The following is a 19555-nucleotide window of genomic DNA, read 5'->3' as shown; positions in this document are numbered from 1 at the left end:
GCCGGGGCGGCCTCAGGACGTCGGGACGCTGAGGGACAGGGCGAAGTCGTCGTTCGGGTCGGTCCACCAGTGCACGAGCTCCAGACCGGCAGCGGCGAGCTCGGCCGCGACGCCCGCACGCCGGAACTTCGCCGAGATCTCGGTCCGCATCTGCTCACCGCGGGTGAAGGACACGTCTAGGTCCAGGTCGGCGACCCGGACGTCCTGGTCGCGCGCCGACTCCAGGCGCATCTCGATCCACTCCTCCTCGGCGTCCCACACCGCGCGGTGGGTGAAGGCGTCCGGGTCGAAGTCGGCCCCGAGGCTGCGGTTGATGACGTGCAGGACGTTGAGGTTGAACTGCGCCGTCACCCCCTGCGCGTCGTCGTACGCCGCGACGAGCCGGGCGGGGTCCTTCACCAGGTCGGTGCCGAGCAGGAACGCGTCGCCCTCGCCCAGGGTCGCGCGGACGTCAGCGAAGAAGGCGGTGCGCTGCTCACGGTCGAGGTTGCCGACGGTGGAGCCCAGGAAGGCGAGCAACCGGCGCCCCTGCCGGGGCAGCTCGCCGAGATGCTTCTCGAAGTCGCCGACGACCGGCTCGACCACCAGGCCGTCGAACTCCGCGCCGACAGCCTCGCTCGCCTCTGCCAGCACGGCCGGGTCGACGTCGAACGGGACGAACCGGCGCAGCGTGCCCGCCGCCTGCAGCGCCTGCAGCAGCAGCCGGGTCTTCTCCGACGTGCCGCTGCCGAGCTCGATCAGGGTCGACGCCTCGGTCACCGCCGCGATCTGCGCGACGTGCTCGACGAGGATCGCCCGCTCGGTGCGCGTCGGGTAGTACTCCGGCAGGCGGGTGATCTCGTCGAACAGCTCGCTGCCGCGCGCGTCGTAGAAGTACTTGGGTGGCAGCACCTTCGGGACGCGGGTGAGCCCGTCGCGGACGTCCTGGGCCATCTGCGCGGCCAGCGAGGTCGGGTCGAGGTGGACGGAGACGTCGAGCGTGGGCATTCAGTCCTCCAGAGCGGTGACGGCGACCCCGTCCGGGGTCACCTCGATCAGGTGGTGGTCCGGCACGTCGACCCAGCGCGGGTCGTCGTCGTACGGCTCGCTGGCGACGACGATCCCGGCGTCGTCGACGAGGTAGCTGAGCGGGTCGCCCCAGGTGACGCCGAGCACCCGCGAGCCGTCGGTGAGCAGCAGGTTGAGCGTGGCGTCGGGCGCTTGCCGCGCGACCGCGCGGACGGTGTCGGCCACCCGCTCCGGGCCTTGCGCGAACACGTGCGCGGCGAGGACCGCCGAGTCGCAGACCGACTCGGCGTCGTGCCGCGCGGGCAGGACGTCACGACCGACACGGCCGTTGTGGGAGAGCAGCCAGCGGCCGTCGGTGAACGGCGCGGCGGCCGTCTCGTCCGGCGGCATCCCGACGGTCGCCGATCGGACGGCGGCGAGCACGCACCCGGCCGACAGGACCGGCGCGACCGAGGCGAACGACGCGTCGGTCCACAGCGGCCGCGCCGAGCGCCAGCGGACCGGTTCCGGGCGGCCGGGCATGTGCAGCCCGACGCCCCAGCCGTCGGCGTTCAGCAGCCCGCGCTGCTGCCGGCGCGGCTGGTAGGACTGGCGGAGCAGGCCGTACTCGGGCTCGAGCACGAGCGAGGCGACCGACCGGTCCCGACCCAGCCAGGCCTGATGACGGCACACCTCAGGCGTCCCAGGCCAGGCGTACGCCGGTGAAGATCTGGCGGCGTACCGGCAGGTCCCAATTGCGGAACGAGGGCCGGACGGCCGCGCCGCCGACCGCCCAGGAGCCACCGCGCAGCACCCGGAAGTCGCCGCCGAAGAACGGCGCGCTGTAGTCGGCGTACAGCATCGGCCGGAAGCCGGGCCAGGGCGTGAGCTCGGAGGAGGTCCACTCCCACACGTCGCCGATCATCTGCTCCACGCCGTACGCCGACGCACCGCCGGGGTAGGCCCCCACCGGCGCCGGCCGCAGACCCTCGCCGCCGAGGTTGGCGCGCTCGGGCGTCCAGCCCTCGTCGCCCCACGGCCAGCGGCGACGCCGGCCCAGCACCGGGTCCCAGGCGCAGGCCTTCTCCCACTCCTGCTCCGTGGGCAGCCGGGCGCCCGCCCACGAGGCGTACGCCTGCGCCTCCCAGTAGGACACGTGCTGCACGGGCTCGTCCGGCGGGACCGGCTCGACCCGCCCGAACCGCCGCCGCGAGCCGTCGGCGGCCCAGAACAGCGGACGCTCCAGCCCGGCCTCGACGCGGTGCGCCCACCCGCGCTCGGACCACCAGCGCGGCTCGTCGTAGCCGCCGGCGTCCAGGAACAGCTGCCACTCCGCGTTCGTGACGGGGACGCGGGCGATCCGGAACGCCGGAAGGTCGACCTGGTGGGCCGGACGCTCGTTGTCCAGGGACCAGGGCTCGTCCTCGCCGTCGACGCCCAGCACGAACGGGCCGCCGGGCACCAGCACGGAGTCCGCCGGCAGCACCCGGCCCGCGGGCAGCGGTGCGCCGGGGCCGAGCAGGGACTCACCGTCACGCAGCTGATGCGTGGCGAGCATCGTCTCGACGTGCTGCTGCTCGTGCTGCTCGACCATGACGAAGGGGAACAGGCCGTCCGGGGCCTCCGGCTCGGCGCGGTCCAGCCGGTCCAGGACGCGGCCGCGGACGTCGGCGATGAACGACCGGGACTCCACGGGCGTGAGCAGCGGCAGCGAGGGCCGCTCGGCGCGCGGATGCTCGAAGGCGTCGTACAGCCCCTCGATCTTGGCGGACAGCAGGCCCTGGCACGCCGCGTTGCCGCCGCGCAGCAGCCACAGGTCCTCCTGCTGGCCGATGTGGGCGAGGTCCCAGACGAGCGGGCTCATCAGCCGGCTGTGCTGCGTCGTCAGGACCCCGTCCTCGAACGAGGTCAGGCGATGCGTCCGGCTGCGGGCGGCCTCCAGGCCGCGGGCAATGGTCTCGATCATCGGGACTCCTCCTCCAGGGCACGAACGGGGCCGACCGCCTCGATGCGGCCGCGCAGCACCGAGCTCGGGCTGCGTCCCGAGGCGAACAGCTCGGCGAGCTCCTCGACCTCGCCACGCAGAGCCGCCGGAGCCCGGGACGCGGCGATGTCGAGACACTGCCGGACCGCCCGCAGCAGAAGGGGGTCGCGCGTGCCCTCACGGGCCGCGAGCTCCCAGGCGTCGCGGACCGGCTCGCAGGCGTCGACGACCTGGTCGGCGGCCACCGGGTCGTCCATCAGGGTCGCCACGACAGCCGCCACCGCGGGCCACCACCGGTCCGGGAGGGCGTCGATGTACCGGATCTCCAGGTAGCCGCGCGGTCGCACCGGCGGGAACAGCGTGGTCAGGTGGAAGTCGAGGTCGTTCAGGGTCGGCGGCCGCCCCACCGGACCGCTCCCCTGCAGCCAGTCCTCGAACGCCACCGTCCCGGCGACCTCCGTGGCCACCTCCCCGTCCCGGACCGCCATCACCGGGGCGGCCAGCGCGTACGACGCCCACGCCTGCGCCGGCGCGGCCGCGGGGAACCGGTCGGTCCGGGCGGGGTCCAGGCCCTGCCAGGCGGCCTGCCGCATGGAGTGCCAGCCGGTCGTCGTGCCGCCCAGGTAGGGAGACGTGGACGAGAGGGCGATCAGCACCGGGCCCAGCAGATGGACGCGGTCGAGCCGCTGCTCCCACTCCGCCTCCGGACCGGCGTCCAGGTTGACCTGCAGGGCGGCGGTGGAGGACATCATGGCCCTCGCCGCGTCCACGCACCCGACTCCGGCGAAGTGCCGCTCCATGGCCTGGTAGCGCGTCGCGGGATTCACCCGGCGGGGCGGACGGGCCGGGTCGGACCCGATCGGCGCGCAGCCGAAACCCCCGTCGTGCAGCGACGCCGCGAGCACCGCCCGGTCCAGCGACAGCGCTGCCACGGCCTCGACCACGTCGTCCAGCGGCGGGGTCGACAGCTCCAGCTGGCCACCGGGCTCGACCGTCACCGAGCTGCCCGAGGGCATCGGCGGAAGATCGGCGACCAGGCGCTGCACCTGCGACCAGCTCGGACGGCTCGCGGGCCGGCCGTGGTCGACCAGGTGCAGCTCGAGCTCCAGCCCGACCCGGCCGACGGAGCCGGCCGTCAGAGCGGTGTCGACGAGGTACGCGCGGGCGGCGTCCACGGGGTCGCCGGTGTGCAGCGGGTCCTGCGCCAGATGATCATCGGTCGACATGAGATGCGGCATGGTCATCCGCCCCCTCCAGGTCCGGACCGGCCGTCAGAAGACGACCGCGGGTCGGTGCGGGGGCGGCCAGGACGACCGTCCTCGTCGTGCAGTTCCTCGTACCCGACCCCATCGGGGCCGAAACTCGGTGTGCCGAGATGTCGTGCGTCGGCCGGTGGGACCGGCGCTGTCCTCAGCCTAACCCGCGGGTCAGACAGGCCAGCGCGGCCTCGTCGGTGCCGGGCTCCGGCGCCAGGCGCAGGAGCGGGCCGTCCATCTCCGCGGCCCGCCACGGCAGGCAGGCCGTCGTGAGGATGCGGTCCTCGTCGCGCAGGCGGCTGACGACCGCCTCCACGTCCTGCCCGGCGGTCGGCCGCAGACCGACCACGGCACCCACCGCGTCGGCCGGGTCGGCGAGCGACCAGCCGGGAAGGCCGCGGACCGCCTCCCGGGTGCGCTGCCCCAGTGCCGCGAGCGACGCCCGGACAGCATCCGGACCGGCCTCGAGATACTCGCGCACGGCGTGGGCGAACCCGACCTGCGCCGCCACCGGCACCTCACCGTGCCGCATCGCGGCGATCGGCGACTCGTCCTGCAGCGGCCGCTGGCACAACGGGCTCAACCGGTCGCGCGCCCGCTGGTTCACCGCCAGGACGCCGACGCCGCGCGGGCCCGCGAGCCATTTGCGGGCGGGTGCGTAGACCGCGTCCGCGCCGGTCGCGGTGTCGAGGTGACCGAGCGCCTGCGCCGCGTCCGCCCACAGCGGGACCTCGGCCGTACGGCACAGCCCGACCGCCTCCGCGACCGGCTGCGCCACGCAGCGGTGCGAGGCCAGCTGGGTCAGGTGCACCAGGGCGGGCGGGTCGGCGTGCAACGCCTGCTCGAACGCCTCGAGGTCCAGGACGCCGCGGTCGTCGACCGGGAGCAGGACCGGACGCAGCCCGAACCGGGCGAAGGCGTCGAGGTTCGGACCCCACTCCGCGGGGACGACACCGACCGTGGCCCCCTCGGGGAACGCCCAGGAGCCCAGGAGGGTCAGCAGACCGTCCGTGGCGCCCGCCACGATCACCACCCCGTCCGCGTCCGCGCCCAGCAGCGAGCCGAGGCCCTCGTACGCCTGCTGCAGCACCGGCCCGGACGCCGCCTGAGCGGCGTACCCGCCGACCTCCACCTCCAGCCGAAGGTGGTCGACCATCGCGGCCACCGTCCCGGCAGAGGGACGGCCGCATGCGGCGGTCTGCAGGTAGATCATCTCGGTCGTCATGCGGCAGCACCCGGAGTCACGAGGACCACCCTAGGCAGAGCCGCCGACAACGCACTGCACCCCCGTACCAGCGGTACGGGGGTGCAGATGTGCTGCGTCGGACGTCAGTCGTCAGTCGTCAGTCGCTGAACTCATGTCGCGACATCCTCGCACTGCGCTCCGGCCGGGACCCTCGCAAGCTCGGGGCCCAACCTTCGCTCCGTGCTTCGTCAGTCGCGGGGCTTCTCGCGCATCTCGTACGTCGCGATCAGGTCGCCCTCCTGCAGGTCGTTGAACGACCCGAGGTTGATACCGCACTCGAAGCCCTCGCGGACCTCGGTGACGTCATCCTTGAAGCGACGCAGACCGGCGATCTCGATGTTCTCGGCGACGACCACACCGTTACGGGTGATCCGCGCCTTCGAACCGCGCTTGATCTCGCCCGAGCGCACGATCGAACCGGCGATGTTGCCGAACTTGGACGAGCGGAAGATCTCGCGGATCTCCGCCGTACCGAGCTCGTGCTCCTCGAACTCCGGCTTGAGCATTCCCTTCAGGGCCGACTCGATCTCCTCGATGGCCTGGTAGATCACGCCGTAGTAGCGGATCTCCACGCCCTCCTTGTCGGCGTACTCGGCGTTCTGGCCCTCGGCACGGACGTTGAAGCCGATGATCACCGCGTCGGAGGCGACAGCGAGGTTGATGTTGTTCATCGTGATCGCGCCGACACCACGGTCGATGATCCGCAGGTCGACCTCGTCGCCCACGTCGATCTGCATCAACGCGTCCTCGAGCGCCTCGACGGAACCGGAGACGTCGCCCTTGAGGATCAGGTTGAGCGTCTCGACCTTGCCCGCCGCCAGAGCGTCGTTGAGGTCCTCCAGGCTGATCCGCTTGCGCGCCTTGGCCAGCGACGCCTGCCGGTCGGCCGCTTCGCGCTTCTCGGCGATCTGGCGAGCCGTGCGGTCGTCCGGGGCCACGATGAACGTGTCACCCGCCCGCGGCACCGACGCCAGACCCATCACCTGGACCGGACGCGACGGACCGGCCTCGTAGACGTTGTTGCCGTGCTCGTCGAGCATGGCGCGGACGCGACCGTGCGCGACACCGGCGACGATGCCGTCACCGACGCGCAGCGTGCCGGACTGCACCAGGACGGTGGCGACCGCACCGCGGCCACGGTCGAGGTTGGCCTCGATCGCGACGCCACGGGCGGCCTTGTCCGGGTTCGCCCGCAGGTCGAGCGCGGCGTCCGCGGTCAGCAGGACCGCCTCCAGCAGCGACTCGATGTTCTGACCCTGCTTGGCCGAGACGTCGACGAACATCGTGTCGCCGCCGTACTCCTCGGCGATGAGGTTGTACTCGGTCAGCTGCTGACGGATCTTCTGCGGGTTCGCACCGTCGACGTCGATCTTGTTGACCGCGACCACGATCGGCACGTCGGCCGCCTGCATGTGGTTGAGGGCCTCGATCGTCTGCGGCATGACACCGTCGTCGGCCGCCACGACCAGGATCGCGATGTCGGTCACCTTCGCACCACGGGCACGCATGGCGGTGAACGCCTCGTGACCCGGGGTGTCGATGAAGGTGATCGGACGGTCGACGCCCTCGTGGTCGGTGTGGACCTGGTAGGCACCGATGTGCTGGGTGATGCCACCGGTCTCGCCCTCGGCGACGTCGGCGTTGCGGATCGCGTCCAGCAGTCGCGTCTTACCGTGGTCGACGTGACCGACGACGGTCACGACCGGCGGACGCGGCTGCAGGTCCTCGTCGCCCTCGCCTTCCAGCTCGGCCTCGAGGTCGATGTTGAAGGAGCTGAACAGCTCCTTCTCCTCGTCCTCCGGGGACACGACGCGGACGTCGTAGCCCAGCTCGGCACCGAGCAGCTGGAAGGTGTCCTCGTCCAGCGACTGGGTCGCGGTGGCCATCTCACCGAGGTGGAACAGCACCGTCACCAGGCTGGCGGGGTTCGCGTCGATCTTGTCCGCGAAGTCGGTCAGGGACGCGCCACGACGCACGCGCACGATCGTCTTGCCGTCACCGCGGGGAACGGTGACGCCGCCGATCGTCGGCGCCTGCATCTGCTCGAACTCCTGGCGCTTCGCCCGCTTGGACTTGCGCCCGCGGACCTTGCCGCCGCCGCGACCGAACGCACCCTGGGTGCCGCCACGGCCACCGGGGCCACGGCCGCCGCCACCGGGACGGCCACCGAAGCCGCCGCGGCCGGCGAAACCGCCACCGCCGCCACCACCGGGACCACCGCGACCGCCACCGGGACGCGCGGGGCGCTCACCGGGACGGGGAACCGCGGCGCGGTCCGGCATCATGCCGGGGTTCGGACGGGCACCGCCCGGACGGGGACCGGCGGGGCGGGGACCACCCTGGCCGGCCTGACCCGGACGCGGCGCAGCCGGACGCGGACCGCCCTGGCCCGCCGCAGCACCACCGCGGCGGTCGGCCGGACGCGGCATGCCCTGGCTGGGAGCGAACGGGTTGTTGCCCGGACGCGGGGAACCGCCGCCGCCCTCTCGTCGCATGCCCTGGCTGGGAGCGAACGGGTTGTTGCCCGGACGCGGACCGGGGGCTCCCGGACGCGGACCCGAGGTCTTCGGCCGGGGTGCACCCGGACGCGGACCGTTGTCGCGCGCCGCCGGGGCCGGGCGGGCCGGCTCGGCGGGAGCAGGAGCCTGCGGACGCGGACCGGGGGTCGGCGCCGAGGCGGACTTCTTGGCGGCACCGGGCTTCGGCGCTGCCGGACCACCGGGCTTCGCCGGGGCGGGCGCGGACGCCGCGGCTGCGGGCGCAGCCGGGGCGGAGGCAGCCGGGGCGGGTGCCGCGGGTGCGGAGCGGGTGGGCTCCGGACGAGCGGGCTCGGCCGGTGCTGCCGGAGCCGGACGGGCCGGCTCGGCGGGGGCTGCCGGGGCCGGAGCGGTCCGGGCAGCGGGCTTCGGGCCGGGCTTGTGCGCACCCGGCTTGGGGGCCGGCGCCTTGGGCGCCGACGTGTCGTCCCCACCGGTCTTGGCCGACGACGGCGGGGGGTTCTCCTTGATCTTGCGTACGACCGGAGCCTCGATGGTCGAGCTCGCCGTCTTGACGAACTCGCCCTGCTCCTTCAGGTACGCGAGCAGTTCCTTGCTCTCGACTCCGAGCTCCTTGGCGAGCTCATGGACCCGGACCTTTGCCACGTTTCTCCTCGTTGGGGGGTTTCGTGACGGTCCGGGCCGGCGCCGGCGGGTTCGCCGGGCAGCACAGACCGTCAGTGCTGGGTGCTCATTGCTGAGTACTCATCGGGTGCTCATCAGCGTCAAACCCGCTTTCCTACGGTCTGCCCGGTGACGGTCACCGGGCCCTTGCTGTGCAGCCTCACTGCGTCGAGCCGACTTCTCCTCGCACCGCGCTCAGATCGAGCGGCGCGCTCACGCGCAACGCTCGCCCGAAGGCGCGGCGACGGACAGCCTGCTCGAAGCAGTCTGCCGTGGGATGGATCCAGGCCCCTCGGCCCGGACGGCGCTCTTCGACGTCGGGAACCACGGCCACCGTCGCGGTGTCGGGCTCCTGCGCCGCACGAGCAACCACTCGCAGCAGTGCGGATCGGTCATCTCTCCTGCGGCAGCCCACACACGTACGCCGTCCGGCGTGAGAAGGTGACTGCCGGTCGGTACGCAGGTGACCGGTCATACCTAGTCTAGCCCGAATGCTCGTCGGCGTCGTCCACGGGGGCCGCGACCGCCTCGGAGCGCGCCGCACCATCGGCCGGCTGGGTGTCCGGGCGGATGTCGATCCGCCACCCGGTCAGCTTGGCCGCGAGGCGGGCGTTCTGGCCCTCCTTGCCGATCGCCAGGCTCAGCTGGAAGTCGGGGACGATCACCCGGGCGGCGCGAGCCTTGGGGTCGGTCACCTCGACCGACTGCACCCGCGAGGGCGACAGCGCGGCGGCGACGAACTCGGCGGGGTCGTCGGAGTAGTCGACGATGTCGATCTTCTCGCCGTGCAGCTCGGTCATGACGGCCCGCACCCGGCTGCCCATCGGTCCGATGCAGGCGCCCTTGGCGTTCAGCCCGGGGACCTTGGTGGTGACGGCGATCTTGCTGCGGTGGCCGGCCTCGCGCGCCAGGGCGGCGATCTGGACCGAGCCGTCCGCGATCTCCGGCACCTCCAGCGCGAACAGCTTGCGCACGAGGTTGGGGTGGGTCCGGGAGAGCCCGATCTGCGGGCCCTTCGGACCGCGCTTCACGCTGACGACGTAGCAGCGCAGTCGCTGCCCGTGGACGTACTGCTCACCGGGCACCTGCTCGGCGGTCGGCAGGATGCCCTCGACCGTGCCGAAGTCGACCTTCACCAGGCGGGGGTCGTTGGACTGCTGGATCACTCCGGCGACGACGTCGCCCTCGCGACCGCGGAAGTCGCCGAGGATCGCCTCGTCCTCCAGGTCACGCATCCGCTGGACGATGACCTGGCGCGCCGTGGAGGCCGCGACGCGGCCGAATCCGGTGGGGGTGTCGTCGAACTCGGGGCCGGGCTCGGCGCGGACGCCCTCGTCGTCGAGCTCGCCGTCCTCGCGCGCCCACACGACGACGTGGCCGGACCGACGGTCCAGCTCGACCCGCGCGTGCCGGTAGCTGCCGTCCTCGCGGTGGTACGCGGTGAGCAGCGCCTGCTCGATCGCCGGCACGATGACATCCATCGGGATCTCGCGCTCACGCTCCAGCGCCCGCAGCGCCGCCATGTCGATGTCCATCAGCTGTCCTCCTCGTCACCATCGCCGCCGCGCGGCCCGTCGTCCGGCCCGGAGGCCCGGTTGAACTCCACCTGGACTCGGGCGCGGCCGCACTCCTCGTAGGGCATCACGCGCTCCGCGCCGTCGACCTCAAGGGTCACCGCGGTCTCGCTCGCGGCGAGGATGCGGCCGGTCACCGGTTCACCCTCGACCGGCGCGACCTCGACCAGGCGACCGACGTTGCGGCGGAAGTGGCGCGGCTGGGTCAGCGGACGGTCCGTACCGGGCGAGCTGACCTCCAGGACGTACGGCTGGTCGCCCATCGCGTCGGAGGCGTCCAAGGCGTCGCTGACCGCGCGGGTCGCGTCGGCCACGGCGTCCAGGCTCAGCGGGGGTACGACGCCGGCGAGGTCGTCACCGGAGGTGAGCGAGGTCACGTCGGTGTCGATCAGGACGCGCACCAGGCGCCGCTTGCCGGCAGGGGTGACCGTGACGTCCTCGACGACCAGGCCTCGTGGCGTCATCACCTCGGTGATGACCTGCCCGACCTGTTCGGCCCGTGCCGTCGTCCCCATGGTCAGCCCTGTTCTCGAGTCGTGCGCGAGCGAAGGTTCTCGCTCGCACCCGAACTCTAACCGAGAACGACGCCGCTCCCGACCGCTCGCAGGCCCGGCAGACCTCAGGAGTGCTGCCCGAGCCGGCCGCCTGCCATGCCCGCACCCAGCGTCACGCCGGTGTCAGGATCGATCACCAGGAAGGCACCGGTGTGCCGGTGCTCGACGTACGGGTCCACCGCGACGGGCTCGGCGAGCTGTACGGACAGCCGGCCGATGTCGTTGAGCTCCAGCGGGGCGTCACCGTCCTGCCAGCGCTGCTCGTCCACGTCCCAGTGCTGCTCCAGGTCGCCGAGCATGCCTCGCGTCACGCGCGTCCCTGCCTTGATCAACACCCGCTGGCGCGGCCGCGTCGGCGCGTCGCCGAGCCAGCACACGACGCCGTCGAGCGACCGTACGGCGGGGGCGGGCGAGTCCGGACGGGAGAGCACCTCGCCGCGGGCCACGTCGAGCTCGTCGGCGAGCCGCAGGGTCACCGACTGCCCGGCGGTCGCGGACTGCTGCGGGCCGCGAGGTCCGTCGACGGCGACCACGGTGGAGCGCAGCCCGCTGGGCTGGGCCACGACCTCGTCCCCGACCGACACGGTGCCCGAGCCGACACGACCGGCGAGGCCGCGGTAGTCGGGGTGGGCCTCGGTGCGCGGCCGGATGACCAGCTGGACGGCGAACCGGAGGTCCTCGGCGACCAGGGAGCGACGTGCGGGCAGCTGCTCCAGGAGCGACAGCAGCGTCGGCCGGTCCGCTCGACCCGGCGCGGGTGCGGCGACGCCCTCGCCGGTGAGGGCCGAGACGGGCAGCACCTCCGTGTGCTCCAGCCCGACGCGCTCGGCGACCCGGCGGACATCCGCCTCGACCTCGGCGAAGCGCGCCTCGTCCCAGTCGACGGCGTCCATCTTGTTCACGGCGAACACCACGTGCGGCACACGCAGCAGGGCCATCACGGCGGCGTGCCGGCGCGTCTGGACCGAGACCCCGTTCCGGACGTCGACCAGGACGACCGCGGCGTCGGCGGTGGAGGCGCCGGTCACCGTGTTGCGGGTGTACTGCACGTGCCCCGGGGTGTCGGCCAGCACGAACGAGCGTCGTGGCGTGGCGAAGTAGCGGTAGGCGACGTCGATGGTGATGCCCTGCTCGCGCTCCGCGCGCAGGCCGTCGGTCAGCAGGGCGAGGTCGAAGCCGTCGGCGCCGCGGCTGCGGCTCACGTGCTCCAGCGCGTCGTACTGGTCGGCGAGGATCGACTTGGTGTCGTGCAGCAGGCGCCCGACCAGGGTGGACTTGCCGTCGTCGACCGAGCCGGCGACGACCAGCCGGAGCTGGCCGACCGCCGCTGGGGTGTCGTCGTCCGGAGCGGGTGCGGGACGTTCGGTGAGCACCGTCATCTCTAGAAGTAGCCCTCTCGCTTGCGGTCCTCCATGGCGGCCTCGGAGAGCCGGTCGTCGGCCCGGGTCGCGCCACGTTCGGTCAGTCGGCTGACGGTGATCTCGGCGATCACCGCCGCCACGTCGGCGGCGTCGCTCTCCACCGCCCCGGTGCACGAGCCGTCCCCGACGGTGCGGTAGCGGACCGTGCGGCGCTCCAGCGCCTCCCCGTCCCGCGGTCCGCCCCACGGGCCGGGCGTCAGGAGCATGCCGTCGCGCAGGAAGACGTCGCGCTCGTGCGCGTAGTAGATGTCCGGCAGCGGGACGTCCTCGGCCTCGATGTAGGCCCAGACGTCCAGCTCGGTCCAGTTCGAGATCGGGAAGACCCGGGTGTGCTCCCCCGGCGCGTGGCGTCCGTTGTAGACGTTCCACAGCTCGGGCCGCTGACGCCGGGGGTCCCAGCCGCCGAACGCGTCTCGGACCGAGAAGATCCGCTCCTTGGCCCTGGCGCGGTCCTCGTCCCGGCGCGCACCGCCGAGCAGGGCGTCGAACCTCTGCGCCGCGATGGTGTCCAGCAGCGGGACCGTCTGCAGCGGGTTCCGGGTGCCGTCGGGGCGCTCGGTGAGCCGTCCGTCGGCGATCCACTCCTCGACCCGGGCCACCTCGATCCGCAGGTTGCCGTCGGCCACGACCTGGTCCCGGAAGGACAGCACCTCCGGAAGGTTGTGGCCGGTGTCGACGTGCAGCAGGGTGATCGGGAGAGGCGCCGGCCACACCGCCTTCCGGGCGAGGTGCAGCAGCACGGCGGAGTCCTTGCCTCCGCTGAACAGCAGTGCGGGACGGTCGAACTCGGCGACGACCTCACGGATGATCTCGATCGCCTCGGCCTCCAGGTCGGCCAGCGCCGGGGTCAGCCCGGTCGTGGTCGTCGGCTCGGCTGTCGTGGTCACGACTCCTCCTCGGTGGTCGATGCGATCAGCGTGCGGACCCGCGCGACCGCCTCGTGCAGCGGCAGCCCGGTCGTGTCGAGCCGCAGGTCGGGCGCCTGCGGCTCCTCGTACGGGTCGTCGACGCCGGTGAGTCCGGTCAGCTCGCCGGCCCGAGCCCTGGCGTACAGGCCCTTGACGTCGCGGCGGGCGCACTCGATGAGCGGCGTCGCGACGTGCACCTCGAGGTAGGGCGTGCCGTGCTTGTCGTGGTGGCGGCGGACGTCATCACGCGCATCGGCGTACGGCGCGATGACGGGCACGAGCGAGACGACGCCGTGCCTGGACAGCAGCTCGGCGACGAAGCCCACCCGACGGACGTGGGTGCTGCGGTCTTCACGCGAGAAGCCGAGTCCCGCAGACAGATTCGTCCGCAGCTCATCGCCGTCGAGCACCTCGACCGGCCGGCCCTGCGAGCGCAGCTGCTCGGCCAGCGACTCCGCCACCGTCGTCTTGCCCGCACCGGACAACCCGGTCAGCCAGACCGTGACGCCGCTCGCGCCCGCGCTCATGAGTGGATCCCGCACTCGGTCTTGCCGGTCCCCGACCAGCGGCCGGCGCGGGCGTCCTCACCGGCGAGGACCCGGCGGGTGCACGGCTCGCACCCGATCGACGGGTACCCCTGCGACAGAAGCGGATTCATGATCACGTCGTGCTCATCGACGTAGGCCGCGACCTGCTCGTCGCTCCACGCCGCGAGAGGCGCCAGCTTGATCCGTTCACGGCGCTCGTCGAACGTGACGACCGGGGTGAGCGCGCGGGTGGCCGACTCGGCGCGACGCAGACCGGTCGCCCAGCCGTCGTAGGTGTCGACCGCCTCGTCCAGCGGGTGGGTCTTGCGCAGCGTGCAGCACAGGTCCGGGTCGCGGTCGTGCAGACGGGCGCCGTACGACGCGTCCTGCTCGGCCACGGTCTGCCGGGCGGTGAGGTCGCGCACCGTCACGTCGTACCGGCGGGCGACCTCGTCACGAGTCTGCAGCGTCTGCGGGAAGTGGTAACCGGTGTCGAGGAAGAGCACGTCGATGCCGGGCACGACCTGTGAGGCGAGATGGACCAGGACGGTGTCCTGCATGGAGGCGGCCACGGCGAACCGGGCCAGGTGCCGGTCGGCCCAGCGCAGGACGTCCTGCGCGGACGCGCCCTCCAGCTCGGCGGCCCCGCGCTCGGCGAGGGTGCGCAGGTCGGTGGCGACGGTCACCGCAGCGCCTCCTCGTCGGCGCGCATCGCCCACTCGGCGAACCGCTCGCCCTCCTCGTGCTGGGACTGGTAGTTGCGGGCGACCCGGACGACGTAGTCCCCGAGCTCCGCGGACGTGACCTTGTGCGAGCGCAGCTTGCGCCCGAAGCCGGCGTCCAGGCCGAGGCCTCCGCCGAGGTGCACCTGGAAACCCTCGACCTGGTTGCCGTCGGCGTCGGTGACGATCTGGCCCTTGAGCCCGATGTCGGCCACCTGGATGCGGGCGCAGGAGTTCGGGCAGCCGTTGATGTGCACCGAGATCGGGCGGTCCAGCTCGAGGTCGGAGAGACGCTGCTCGAGGTCGCCCACCAGGTCGTGGGCCAGCTGCTTGGTCTCGACGATCGCCAGCTTGCAGTACTCGATGCCGGTGCACGCCATGACCGACCGGCGCCAGGTCGACGCCCGCGCGACCAGACCCAGCGGCGCGAGGGTGCCGACCAGCTCCTCGACGCCGTCCGGCTCCACGTCGAGGACGACGAGCTTCTGGTACGGCGTGAGCCGGACGCGCTGGGAGCCCGCGGCCTCGGCGGCGTCCGCGACGGCCGTGAGTGTCGAGCCGCTCACCCGTCCGGCGACCGGCGCGAGACCGACGTACCGGCGACCGTCCTGCTGCTCGAACACACCCACGTGGTCCACCGGACGCGACGGCACCGGCGCCGGCGGGCCGTCCAGCAGGCGCCGCTGGAGGTACTCGGTCTCCAGGACCTCGCGGAACTTCTCCGCACCCCAGTCCTTGACCAGGAACTTCAGGCGCGCGCGGTGCCGCAGGCGGCGGTAGCCGTAGTCGCGGAAGATCGAGACCACGCCGTACCAGACCTCCGGCACCTCCTCGAGCGGGACGAAGGTGCCGAGGCGCACCGCGAGGTGGGGGTTGGTGGACAGGCCGCCGCCGACCAGCAGGTCGAACCCGGGCCCGTGCTCGGGGTGCTCGACGCCGACGAAGGTGACGTCGTTGATCTCCGGCGCCGTGTCGGGCAGCCAGGAGATGGCGGTCTTGAACTTGCGGGGCAGGTTGGAGATCGACTGGTCGCCGATGTAGCGCCGCTTGATCTCCTCGATCGCCGCCGTACCGTCGATGCGCTCCTCGGTGCTGACCCCGGCCACCGGGGAGCCGAGCACGACCCGCGGGCAGTCGCCGCAGGCCTCCGTGGTGGACAGGCCGACCGACTCCAGCCGCCGCCAGATCTCCGGGACGTCCTCGATGCGGATCCAGTGGTACTGGATGTTCTGCCGGTCGGAGATGTCGGCCGTGTCGCGTGCGAACTCGGTCGAGATGCCGGCCACCACGCGCAGCTGCTCGGTCGTGAGCGCACCGCCGTCGCTGCGGACCCGCATCATGAAGTACTCGTCCTCGAGCTCCTCCGGCTCCAGGCTGGCCGTCCGGCCGCCGTCGATGCCGGGGCGGCGCTGGGTGTAGAGGCCCCACCAGCGCATCCGCCCGCGCAGGTCGTCGCCGGGGATCGAGGCGAACCCCTCCTTGGCGTAGACCTCCTCGACCCGACGGCGCACGTTCAGGGCGTCGTCCTCGGCCTTGAAGACCTCGTTGTGGTTGAGGGGTTCGCGCTGGCCCAGCGCCCACTGACCCTCGCTCCGGTCACGGGCGCGTCCCGACGAGCCGGTGCGCGGTGCGACAGTGGTCACGAAGTGCTCCTCGGGTCGATGGACGTCAGCGATAACCTGACATTTCTCCGGACATAACGTCAAATGATGCCGGTGCCTGTCTCATGCGGCGGACCGCAGGGCGCGTGACATGATCCCGTGCGTGCCGCAGCAGAGCAGAGGTGTCAGTCGTCGGAGCCTCGTCTCGGCCGTCGCCGGAGGCGCGTTGACGATCACGCTCGCAGGTTGCGGCGTGCGGCTGGAGCGGGATGCGCCCGGCATCCCGGGGCTGCGGACCGCCGCACCACCACCGGACTCCGCCGCCCTCCTCGCCACCCTGGGCGATGTCCGCCGGCTCGAGCGGGTCGCTGCGGCGAGCGCCGGCTGGGGGCCGCGGCTCGCTGCCGTCCACCGGGCGCAGGAGGACCGGATCTCCGACGTGGTCGCCGGCCTCGGCGTCCGACCGAGCAGCAGCCCGTCCAGCACGAGGGCGGACGGCGGAGCCGTCGGTGACCTCGCGGGGGCCGAGATGACGTTCGCCACCGGCGCGGCTCCCGCCGACCTCGCCCGCACCACCGCTGCCCACCTGCCGATGCTCGCGGCGGTGGCGGCCACGCGCGGCGCGGCCGCCACTCTCGCCGGTCACAGCCCGACGTGGCCGAACGTCACGATGCCACCGGCTGCCGTCTGCGTGGCGCTGCTGGCCGCGGTCCGCCCGGCGGTCTACGGCGTCGAGGTGGTCGCCGCGGGAGTCCGCGCGAACGCCGAGCGCAAGGCCATGCGCTCTCTGCTGAAGGGCCTGTACGCCGACCGGTCCCGCCTGGAGGCCGCTGCGGGTACGGCGGCGCCGCCTCCCCCGTTGTCGTACCCGCTGCCGCCCACCGCGAGCACGCCGCAGGCGCGCCGGCAGGTCGTGGCCGGTCTGCTCGCCCCGGTCGTCACCGCGACCGCCGCTCAGGTGATCCAGGTCCGCGGCGAGGCCGCCCCGCTGACCGGCCTGCTCGACCTGTGGTCGGGCGCCGTCGCCCGGGCGTGGAGCTGGGGTGTGCCACCGACACCGTTCCCCGGGCTGAGCGGATGACGGTCGAGACCCCGGACCTGCACGACTTCGCGCGGTTCGTGCCCCCGGCGTTCGCCAGGACCGTGTCCGGCCACGAGCCCGAGGGTGGCGTCGAGGGTGCGGACTGGCTGCGCGACCTGCCGCGGCTGGTCGCCGAGTGCGCCGAGCACTGGGACCTGTGGGCCACCGGATCGGTCCTGCACGGTGTCGCCGGCGTCGTCGTCCCGTGCTCGTACGGCGACGAGCCAGTGATGCTCAAAGTCACCTGGCCGCACCCCGAGGCCGAGCACGAGCACCTCGCGCTGCGCGCCTGGGACGGCGACGGCGCCGTGCGGCTCATCGCCGCTGACCCATCCCGGTGGGCCATGCTGCTCGAGCCGCTGGACGCCGCCCACGACCTCGGCGGGGTGGACGTCGACGAGTCCTGCGCCACCATCGGTGCCCTGCTGCGGCACCTGGACCGCCCCGCGCTTCCCCAGCTCGTCCGGCTGTCCGAGGAGTCCGTGCGGTGGGCCGAGAAGGTCCGCTCACGCCCGGACGCGCTGCCGCGCCGGATCGCGGACCGCGCCGCGTCGATCTTCACCGAGCTCGGTTCCTCGGTGGGCGTCGACGACCGGCTGGTGCACGCCGACCTGCACGACGCGAACGTGCTGGCCGCACAGCGTCGTCCGTGGCTCGCGATCGATCCGAAGCCGGTCGCCGGCGTACCCGAGTTCGCGGTCGCACCGCTGGTGTGGAACCGCGCCGAGGAGGCCATGGACGCCGGCTCCACTCGATGGCACCTTCGGCGACGGGTCGAGATCGCGTGTGAGGCAGGCGATCTCGACGGGCGCGTTGCCCTCGACTGGACCTTCGCCCGATGCGCTCTGAACGCGGTCTGGGCGGCAGATCAGGACGACGCCGCCGACTTCGTCTCCCACATGGTCACGATCTGCAAGGCGATGCAGGACTGACGGTGGTCGAGACGTGAGTCATGGCTCACGTCCTGGCCACCACGACGCGTCACGACGCCCGGAAGCCCTCGGCGTGCTCGTCCGTCCCGTCCGTTACTCGTACGTCGGTGACGTCGGCCCGCGGTGACCCGTCGCGGCACCACTCGACCAGCGCGTCGACCGCCTCCGCCTCGCCCTCGAAGTGGCCCGCGACGGATCCGTCAGCCTCGTTGCGGACCCAGCCGGTCACTCCCCGCTCGCGCGCCTCGTCCGCGCAGCGTGCGCGGAAGAACACCCCTTGAACCCGACCCGAGACCTGGACGTCGACCACCTTGCGGCTCATGCACCCCATGCTGCCCTCATCGACCCGACCGCGACAGGATCAGCCGCAGGCGGTCGCGACGGCGAGTGCCGCGCACATCTCGCGCATCCGGTCGTCACTGAGACGACCGAGTCGCTGGACCAGCAGCGCGACCGGGACGCTCTCGACCGAACCGGGCGGCGCCCGATGTCCGCCGGCTCGCACCACCACACCTCCCCGCGTCACGCTGCTCCCTGGGCGATCAGGTCGTCGGGCGTGAACACCTGTACGTCGTCGGCGGTCGCCAGGTGGATCGGCCACGGTGCCTGCTGGTCGGCGAACGCGCCGGTGAGTCCGACCGCCCACCGGCGGTCGGAGTCGGTCATCCTCGACGGACCCGGCCGTGAGATCAGCATCGGCACGGACCGCACGCCGAGCTCGTCCTGGACCCGGCGCACGAGGTCGGCGATCCGGCGGATGTCCTCCGGATCCGGCTCAGGCGGTATGTCGTCGATCGGCACGACCAGCGGCGCCGGGCGACCTTCGTCGTCGAGGAAGATCAACCACAGACTGCGCTTCCCGAAGCCGCCGTCACCCATCAGCTTCCGCCACACCCGGAGAAGGTCGTCGTTGCTGCTGATCACGCTGTTGCTCAACGGAGTTCCCATGCGCAGAGCATGCTCGGTGGCAGACATCCGTCCCCGGAGATATCCACAGGGGACGCGCGACCTGGCGGCACACCTACGCTGGCGTCGTGGCCGCGATCCGGATCGAGACCGACCGACTGGTGCTGCGTGACTGGACCGACGACGACCTGCGCCCCTTCGCCGCGCTGAACGCCGACCCGGAGGTCATGCAGCACTTCCCCGCTCCCATGAGCCGGACCGAGAGCGACGCTCTCGCCGGCCGCATCCACGACCGCATCGCCGCCGAGGGGTGGGGGCTCTGGGCGGTCGAGGTCGCGAGCAGCGGCCGGTTCGTGGGCTTCACCGGACTGTCCGTCCCCTCGTTCACCACGCACTTCACCCCGGCGGTCGAGATCGGGTGGCGGCTGGCCCGCGAGGCGTGGGGGTACGGCTACGCGACGGAGGCCGCCCGCGCCGCGCTGGGGTACGGGTTCGGCGTCCTCGACCTGGAGGAGATCGTGTCCTTCACCGCAGTGACGAACGACCGGTCGCAGGCGGTCATGCGCCGGATCGGCATGTGCCACAGTGCTTCCGACGACTTCGACCACCCGCGCATCGAGCCGGGACACCGGCTGTCGCGGCACGTGCTCTACCGCCTGCCCGTCGACCGGTGGCGCGCTTCGTAGGGTGGCCCG

20 protein-coding genes are annotated in these 19555 nt (G+C 72.7%); 3 read left to right on the top strand and 17 right to left on the bottom strand.

The window, feature by feature from the left end; all coding sequences use genetic code 11:
* Positions 1 to 12: 12 nt before the first annotated feature.
* The 14 genes from egtD to P4R38_RS03390 all read right to left on the bottom strand — a co-directional run bounded on the left by egtD (position 13) and on the right by P4R38_RS03390 (position 15983).
* Positions 13 to 987, bottom strand: a complete 975-nt coding sequence (egtD, locus tag P4R38_RS03455; protein ID WP_277191067.1) for an L-histidine N(alpha)-methyltransferase — start codon at positions 985 to 987, stop codon at positions 13 to 15.
* The gene (gene egtC / locus P4R38_RS03450; RefSeq protein WP_277191066.1) at positions 988 to 1680 is read right to left on the bottom strand and encodes an ergothioneine biosynthesis protein EgtC; all 693 of its coding nucleotides are present in this window, start codon (positions 1678 to 1680) and stop codon (positions 988 to 990) included.
* 1 nt (position 1681) lies between these two features.
* Positions 1682 to 2953 (bottom strand): ergothioneine biosynthesis protein EgtB, encoded by a 1272-nt coding sequence (gene egtB, locus P4R38_RS03445; RefSeq protein WP_277191065.1) that lies wholly within the window; start codon positions 2951 to 2953, stop codon positions 1682 to 1684.
* Entirely contained in the window at positions 2950 to 4197 is a 1248-nt protein-coding gene (gene egtA / locus P4R38_RS03440) for an ergothioneine biosynthesis glutamate--cysteine ligase EgtA (protein ID WP_277191064.1), read from the bottom strand. The genes egtB and egtA overlap by 4 nt, the downstream gene beginning before the upstream one ends.
* A 184-nt stretch (positions 4198 to 4381) precedes the next feature.
* On the bottom strand, positions 4382 to 5452 hold the full coding sequence (locus P4R38_RS03435; protein WP_277191063.1) for an aminotransferase class V-fold PLP-dependent enzyme: 1071 nt from the start codon (positions 5450 to 5452) through the stop codon (positions 4382 to 4384).
* 209 nt (positions 5453 to 5661) lie between these two features.
* A complete protein-coding gene (gene infB / locus P4R38_RS03430) occupies positions 5662 to 8616 on the bottom strand; it encodes a translation initiation factor IF-2 (RefSeq protein WP_277191062.1) in 2955 nt (984 codons plus the stop codon).
* A gap of 178 nt (positions 8617 to 8794) precedes the next feature.
* Positions 8795 to 9109, bottom strand: coding sequence for a YlxR family protein (locus P4R38_RS03425; protein WP_277191061.1), 315 nt, complete (start codon positions 9107 to 9109; stop codon positions 8795 to 8797).
* A 7-nt stretch (positions 9110 to 9116) separates the two neighbouring features.
* Positions 9117 to 10169, bottom strand: a complete 1053-nt coding sequence (nusA, locus tag P4R38_RS03420) for a transcription termination factor NusA (RefSeq protein ID WP_277191060.1) — start codon at positions 10167 to 10169, stop codon at positions 9117 to 9119.
* Positions 10169 to 10723 (bottom strand): ribosome maturation factor RimP, encoded by a 555-nt coding sequence (rimP, locus tag P4R38_RS03415; protein WP_275240514.1) that lies wholly within the window; start codon positions 10721 to 10723, stop codon positions 10169 to 10171. Before rimP ends, nusA begins: the two co-directional genes overlap by 1 nt.
* Before the next feature lie 104 nt (positions 10724 to 10827).
* Positions 10828 to 12141, bottom strand: coding sequence for a sulfate adenylyltransferase subunit 1 (locus P4R38_RS03410; RefSeq protein WP_277191059.1), 1314 nt, complete (start codon positions 12139 to 12141; stop codon positions 10828 to 10830).
* Between the two features lie 2 nt (positions 12142 to 12143).
* Positions 12144 to 13070 (bottom strand): sulfate adenylyltransferase subunit CysD, encoded by a 927-nt coding sequence (gene cysD, locus P4R38_RS03405; protein ID WP_277191058.1) that lies wholly within the window; start codon positions 13068 to 13070, stop codon positions 12144 to 12146.
* On the bottom strand, positions 13067 to 13618 hold the full coding sequence (gene cysC / locus P4R38_RS03400; protein ID WP_277191057.1) for an adenylyl-sulfate kinase: 552 nt from the start codon (positions 13616 to 13618) through the stop codon (positions 13067 to 13069). Before cysC ends, cysD begins: the two co-directional genes overlap by 4 nt.
* Positions 13615 to 14304, bottom strand: a complete 690-nt coding sequence (locus P4R38_RS03395; protein WP_277191056.1) for a phosphoadenylyl-sulfate reductase — start codon at positions 14302 to 14304, stop codon at positions 13615 to 13617. Before P4R38_RS03395 ends, cysC begins: the two co-directional genes overlap by 4 nt.
* Entirely contained in the window at positions 14301 to 15983 is a 1683-nt protein-coding gene (locus P4R38_RS03390; protein WP_277191055.1) for a nitrite/sulfite reductase, read from the bottom strand. Before P4R38_RS03390 ends, P4R38_RS03395 begins: the two co-directional genes overlap by 4 nt.
* Positions 15984 to 16167: 184 nt before the next feature.
* Between P4R38_RS03390 and P4R38_RS03385 the strand changes: the two genes are divergently transcribed.
* Together P4R38_RS03385 and P4R38_RS03380 are read left to right on the top strand one after the other, a co-directional pair.
* A complete protein-coding gene (locus P4R38_RS03385; protein WP_277191054.1) occupies positions 16168 to 17022 on the top strand; it encodes a hypothetical protein in 855 nt (284 codons plus the stop codon).
* Positions 17019 to 17954: an aminoglycoside phosphotransferase family protein gene (locus P4R38_RS03380; RefSeq protein ID WP_277191053.1), complete on the top strand. Its 936-nt coding sequence runs from the start codon at positions 17019 to 17021 to the stop codon at positions 17952 to 17954. The genes P4R38_RS03385 and P4R38_RS03380 overlap by 4 nt, the downstream gene beginning before the upstream one ends.
* 49 nt (positions 17955 to 18003) lie before the next feature.
* Here the strand turns inward: P4R38_RS03380 and P4R38_RS03375 are convergent, their stop codons facing one another.
* Genes P4R38_RS03375 through P4R38_RS03365 form a run of 3 tightly spaced genes read right to left on the bottom strand, consistent with a single transcriptional unit; the run spans position 18004 to position 18902 of the window.
* On the bottom strand, positions 18004 to 18276 hold the full coding sequence (locus P4R38_RS03375; RefSeq protein WP_277191052.1) for an acylphosphatase: 273 nt from the start codon (positions 18274 to 18276) through the stop codon (positions 18004 to 18006).
* 39 nt (positions 18277 to 18315) lie between these two features.
* Positions 18316 to 18480 carry a hypothetical protein gene (locus tag P4R38_RS03370; protein ID WP_277191051.1) on the bottom strand — a complete coding sequence of 55 codons (165 nt, stop codon included), beginning with the start codon at positions 18478 to 18480 and terminating at the stop codon, positions 18316 to 18318.
* Positions 18477 to 18902, bottom strand: coding sequence for a bifunctional DNA primase/polymerase (locus P4R38_RS03365; protein ID WP_277191050.1), 426 nt, complete (start codon positions 18900 to 18902; stop codon positions 18477 to 18479). The genes P4R38_RS03370 and P4R38_RS03365 overlap by 4 nt, the downstream gene beginning before the upstream one ends.
* A gap of 86 nt (positions 18903 to 18988) precedes the next feature.
* Here P4R38_RS03365 and P4R38_RS03360 point away from each other — a divergent pair, with 86 nt between their 5' ends.
* The gene (locus tag P4R38_RS03360) at positions 18989 to 19546 is read left to right on the top strand and encodes a GNAT family N-acetyltransferase (RefSeq protein ID WP_277191049.1); all 558 of its coding nucleotides are present in this window, start codon (positions 18989 to 18991) and stop codon (positions 19544 to 19546) included.
* Positions 19547 to 19555 lie beyond the last annotated feature (9 nt).

It is taken from the genome of Luteipulveratus flavus (assembly GCF_029439465.1).
In the GTDB taxonomy this organism is placed as follows: domain Bacteria; phylum Actinomycetota; class Actinomycetes; order Actinomycetales; family Dermatophilaceae; genus Luteipulveratus; species Luteipulveratus flavus.
This window is presented reverse-complemented; position numbering and strand designations above follow the sequence as displayed.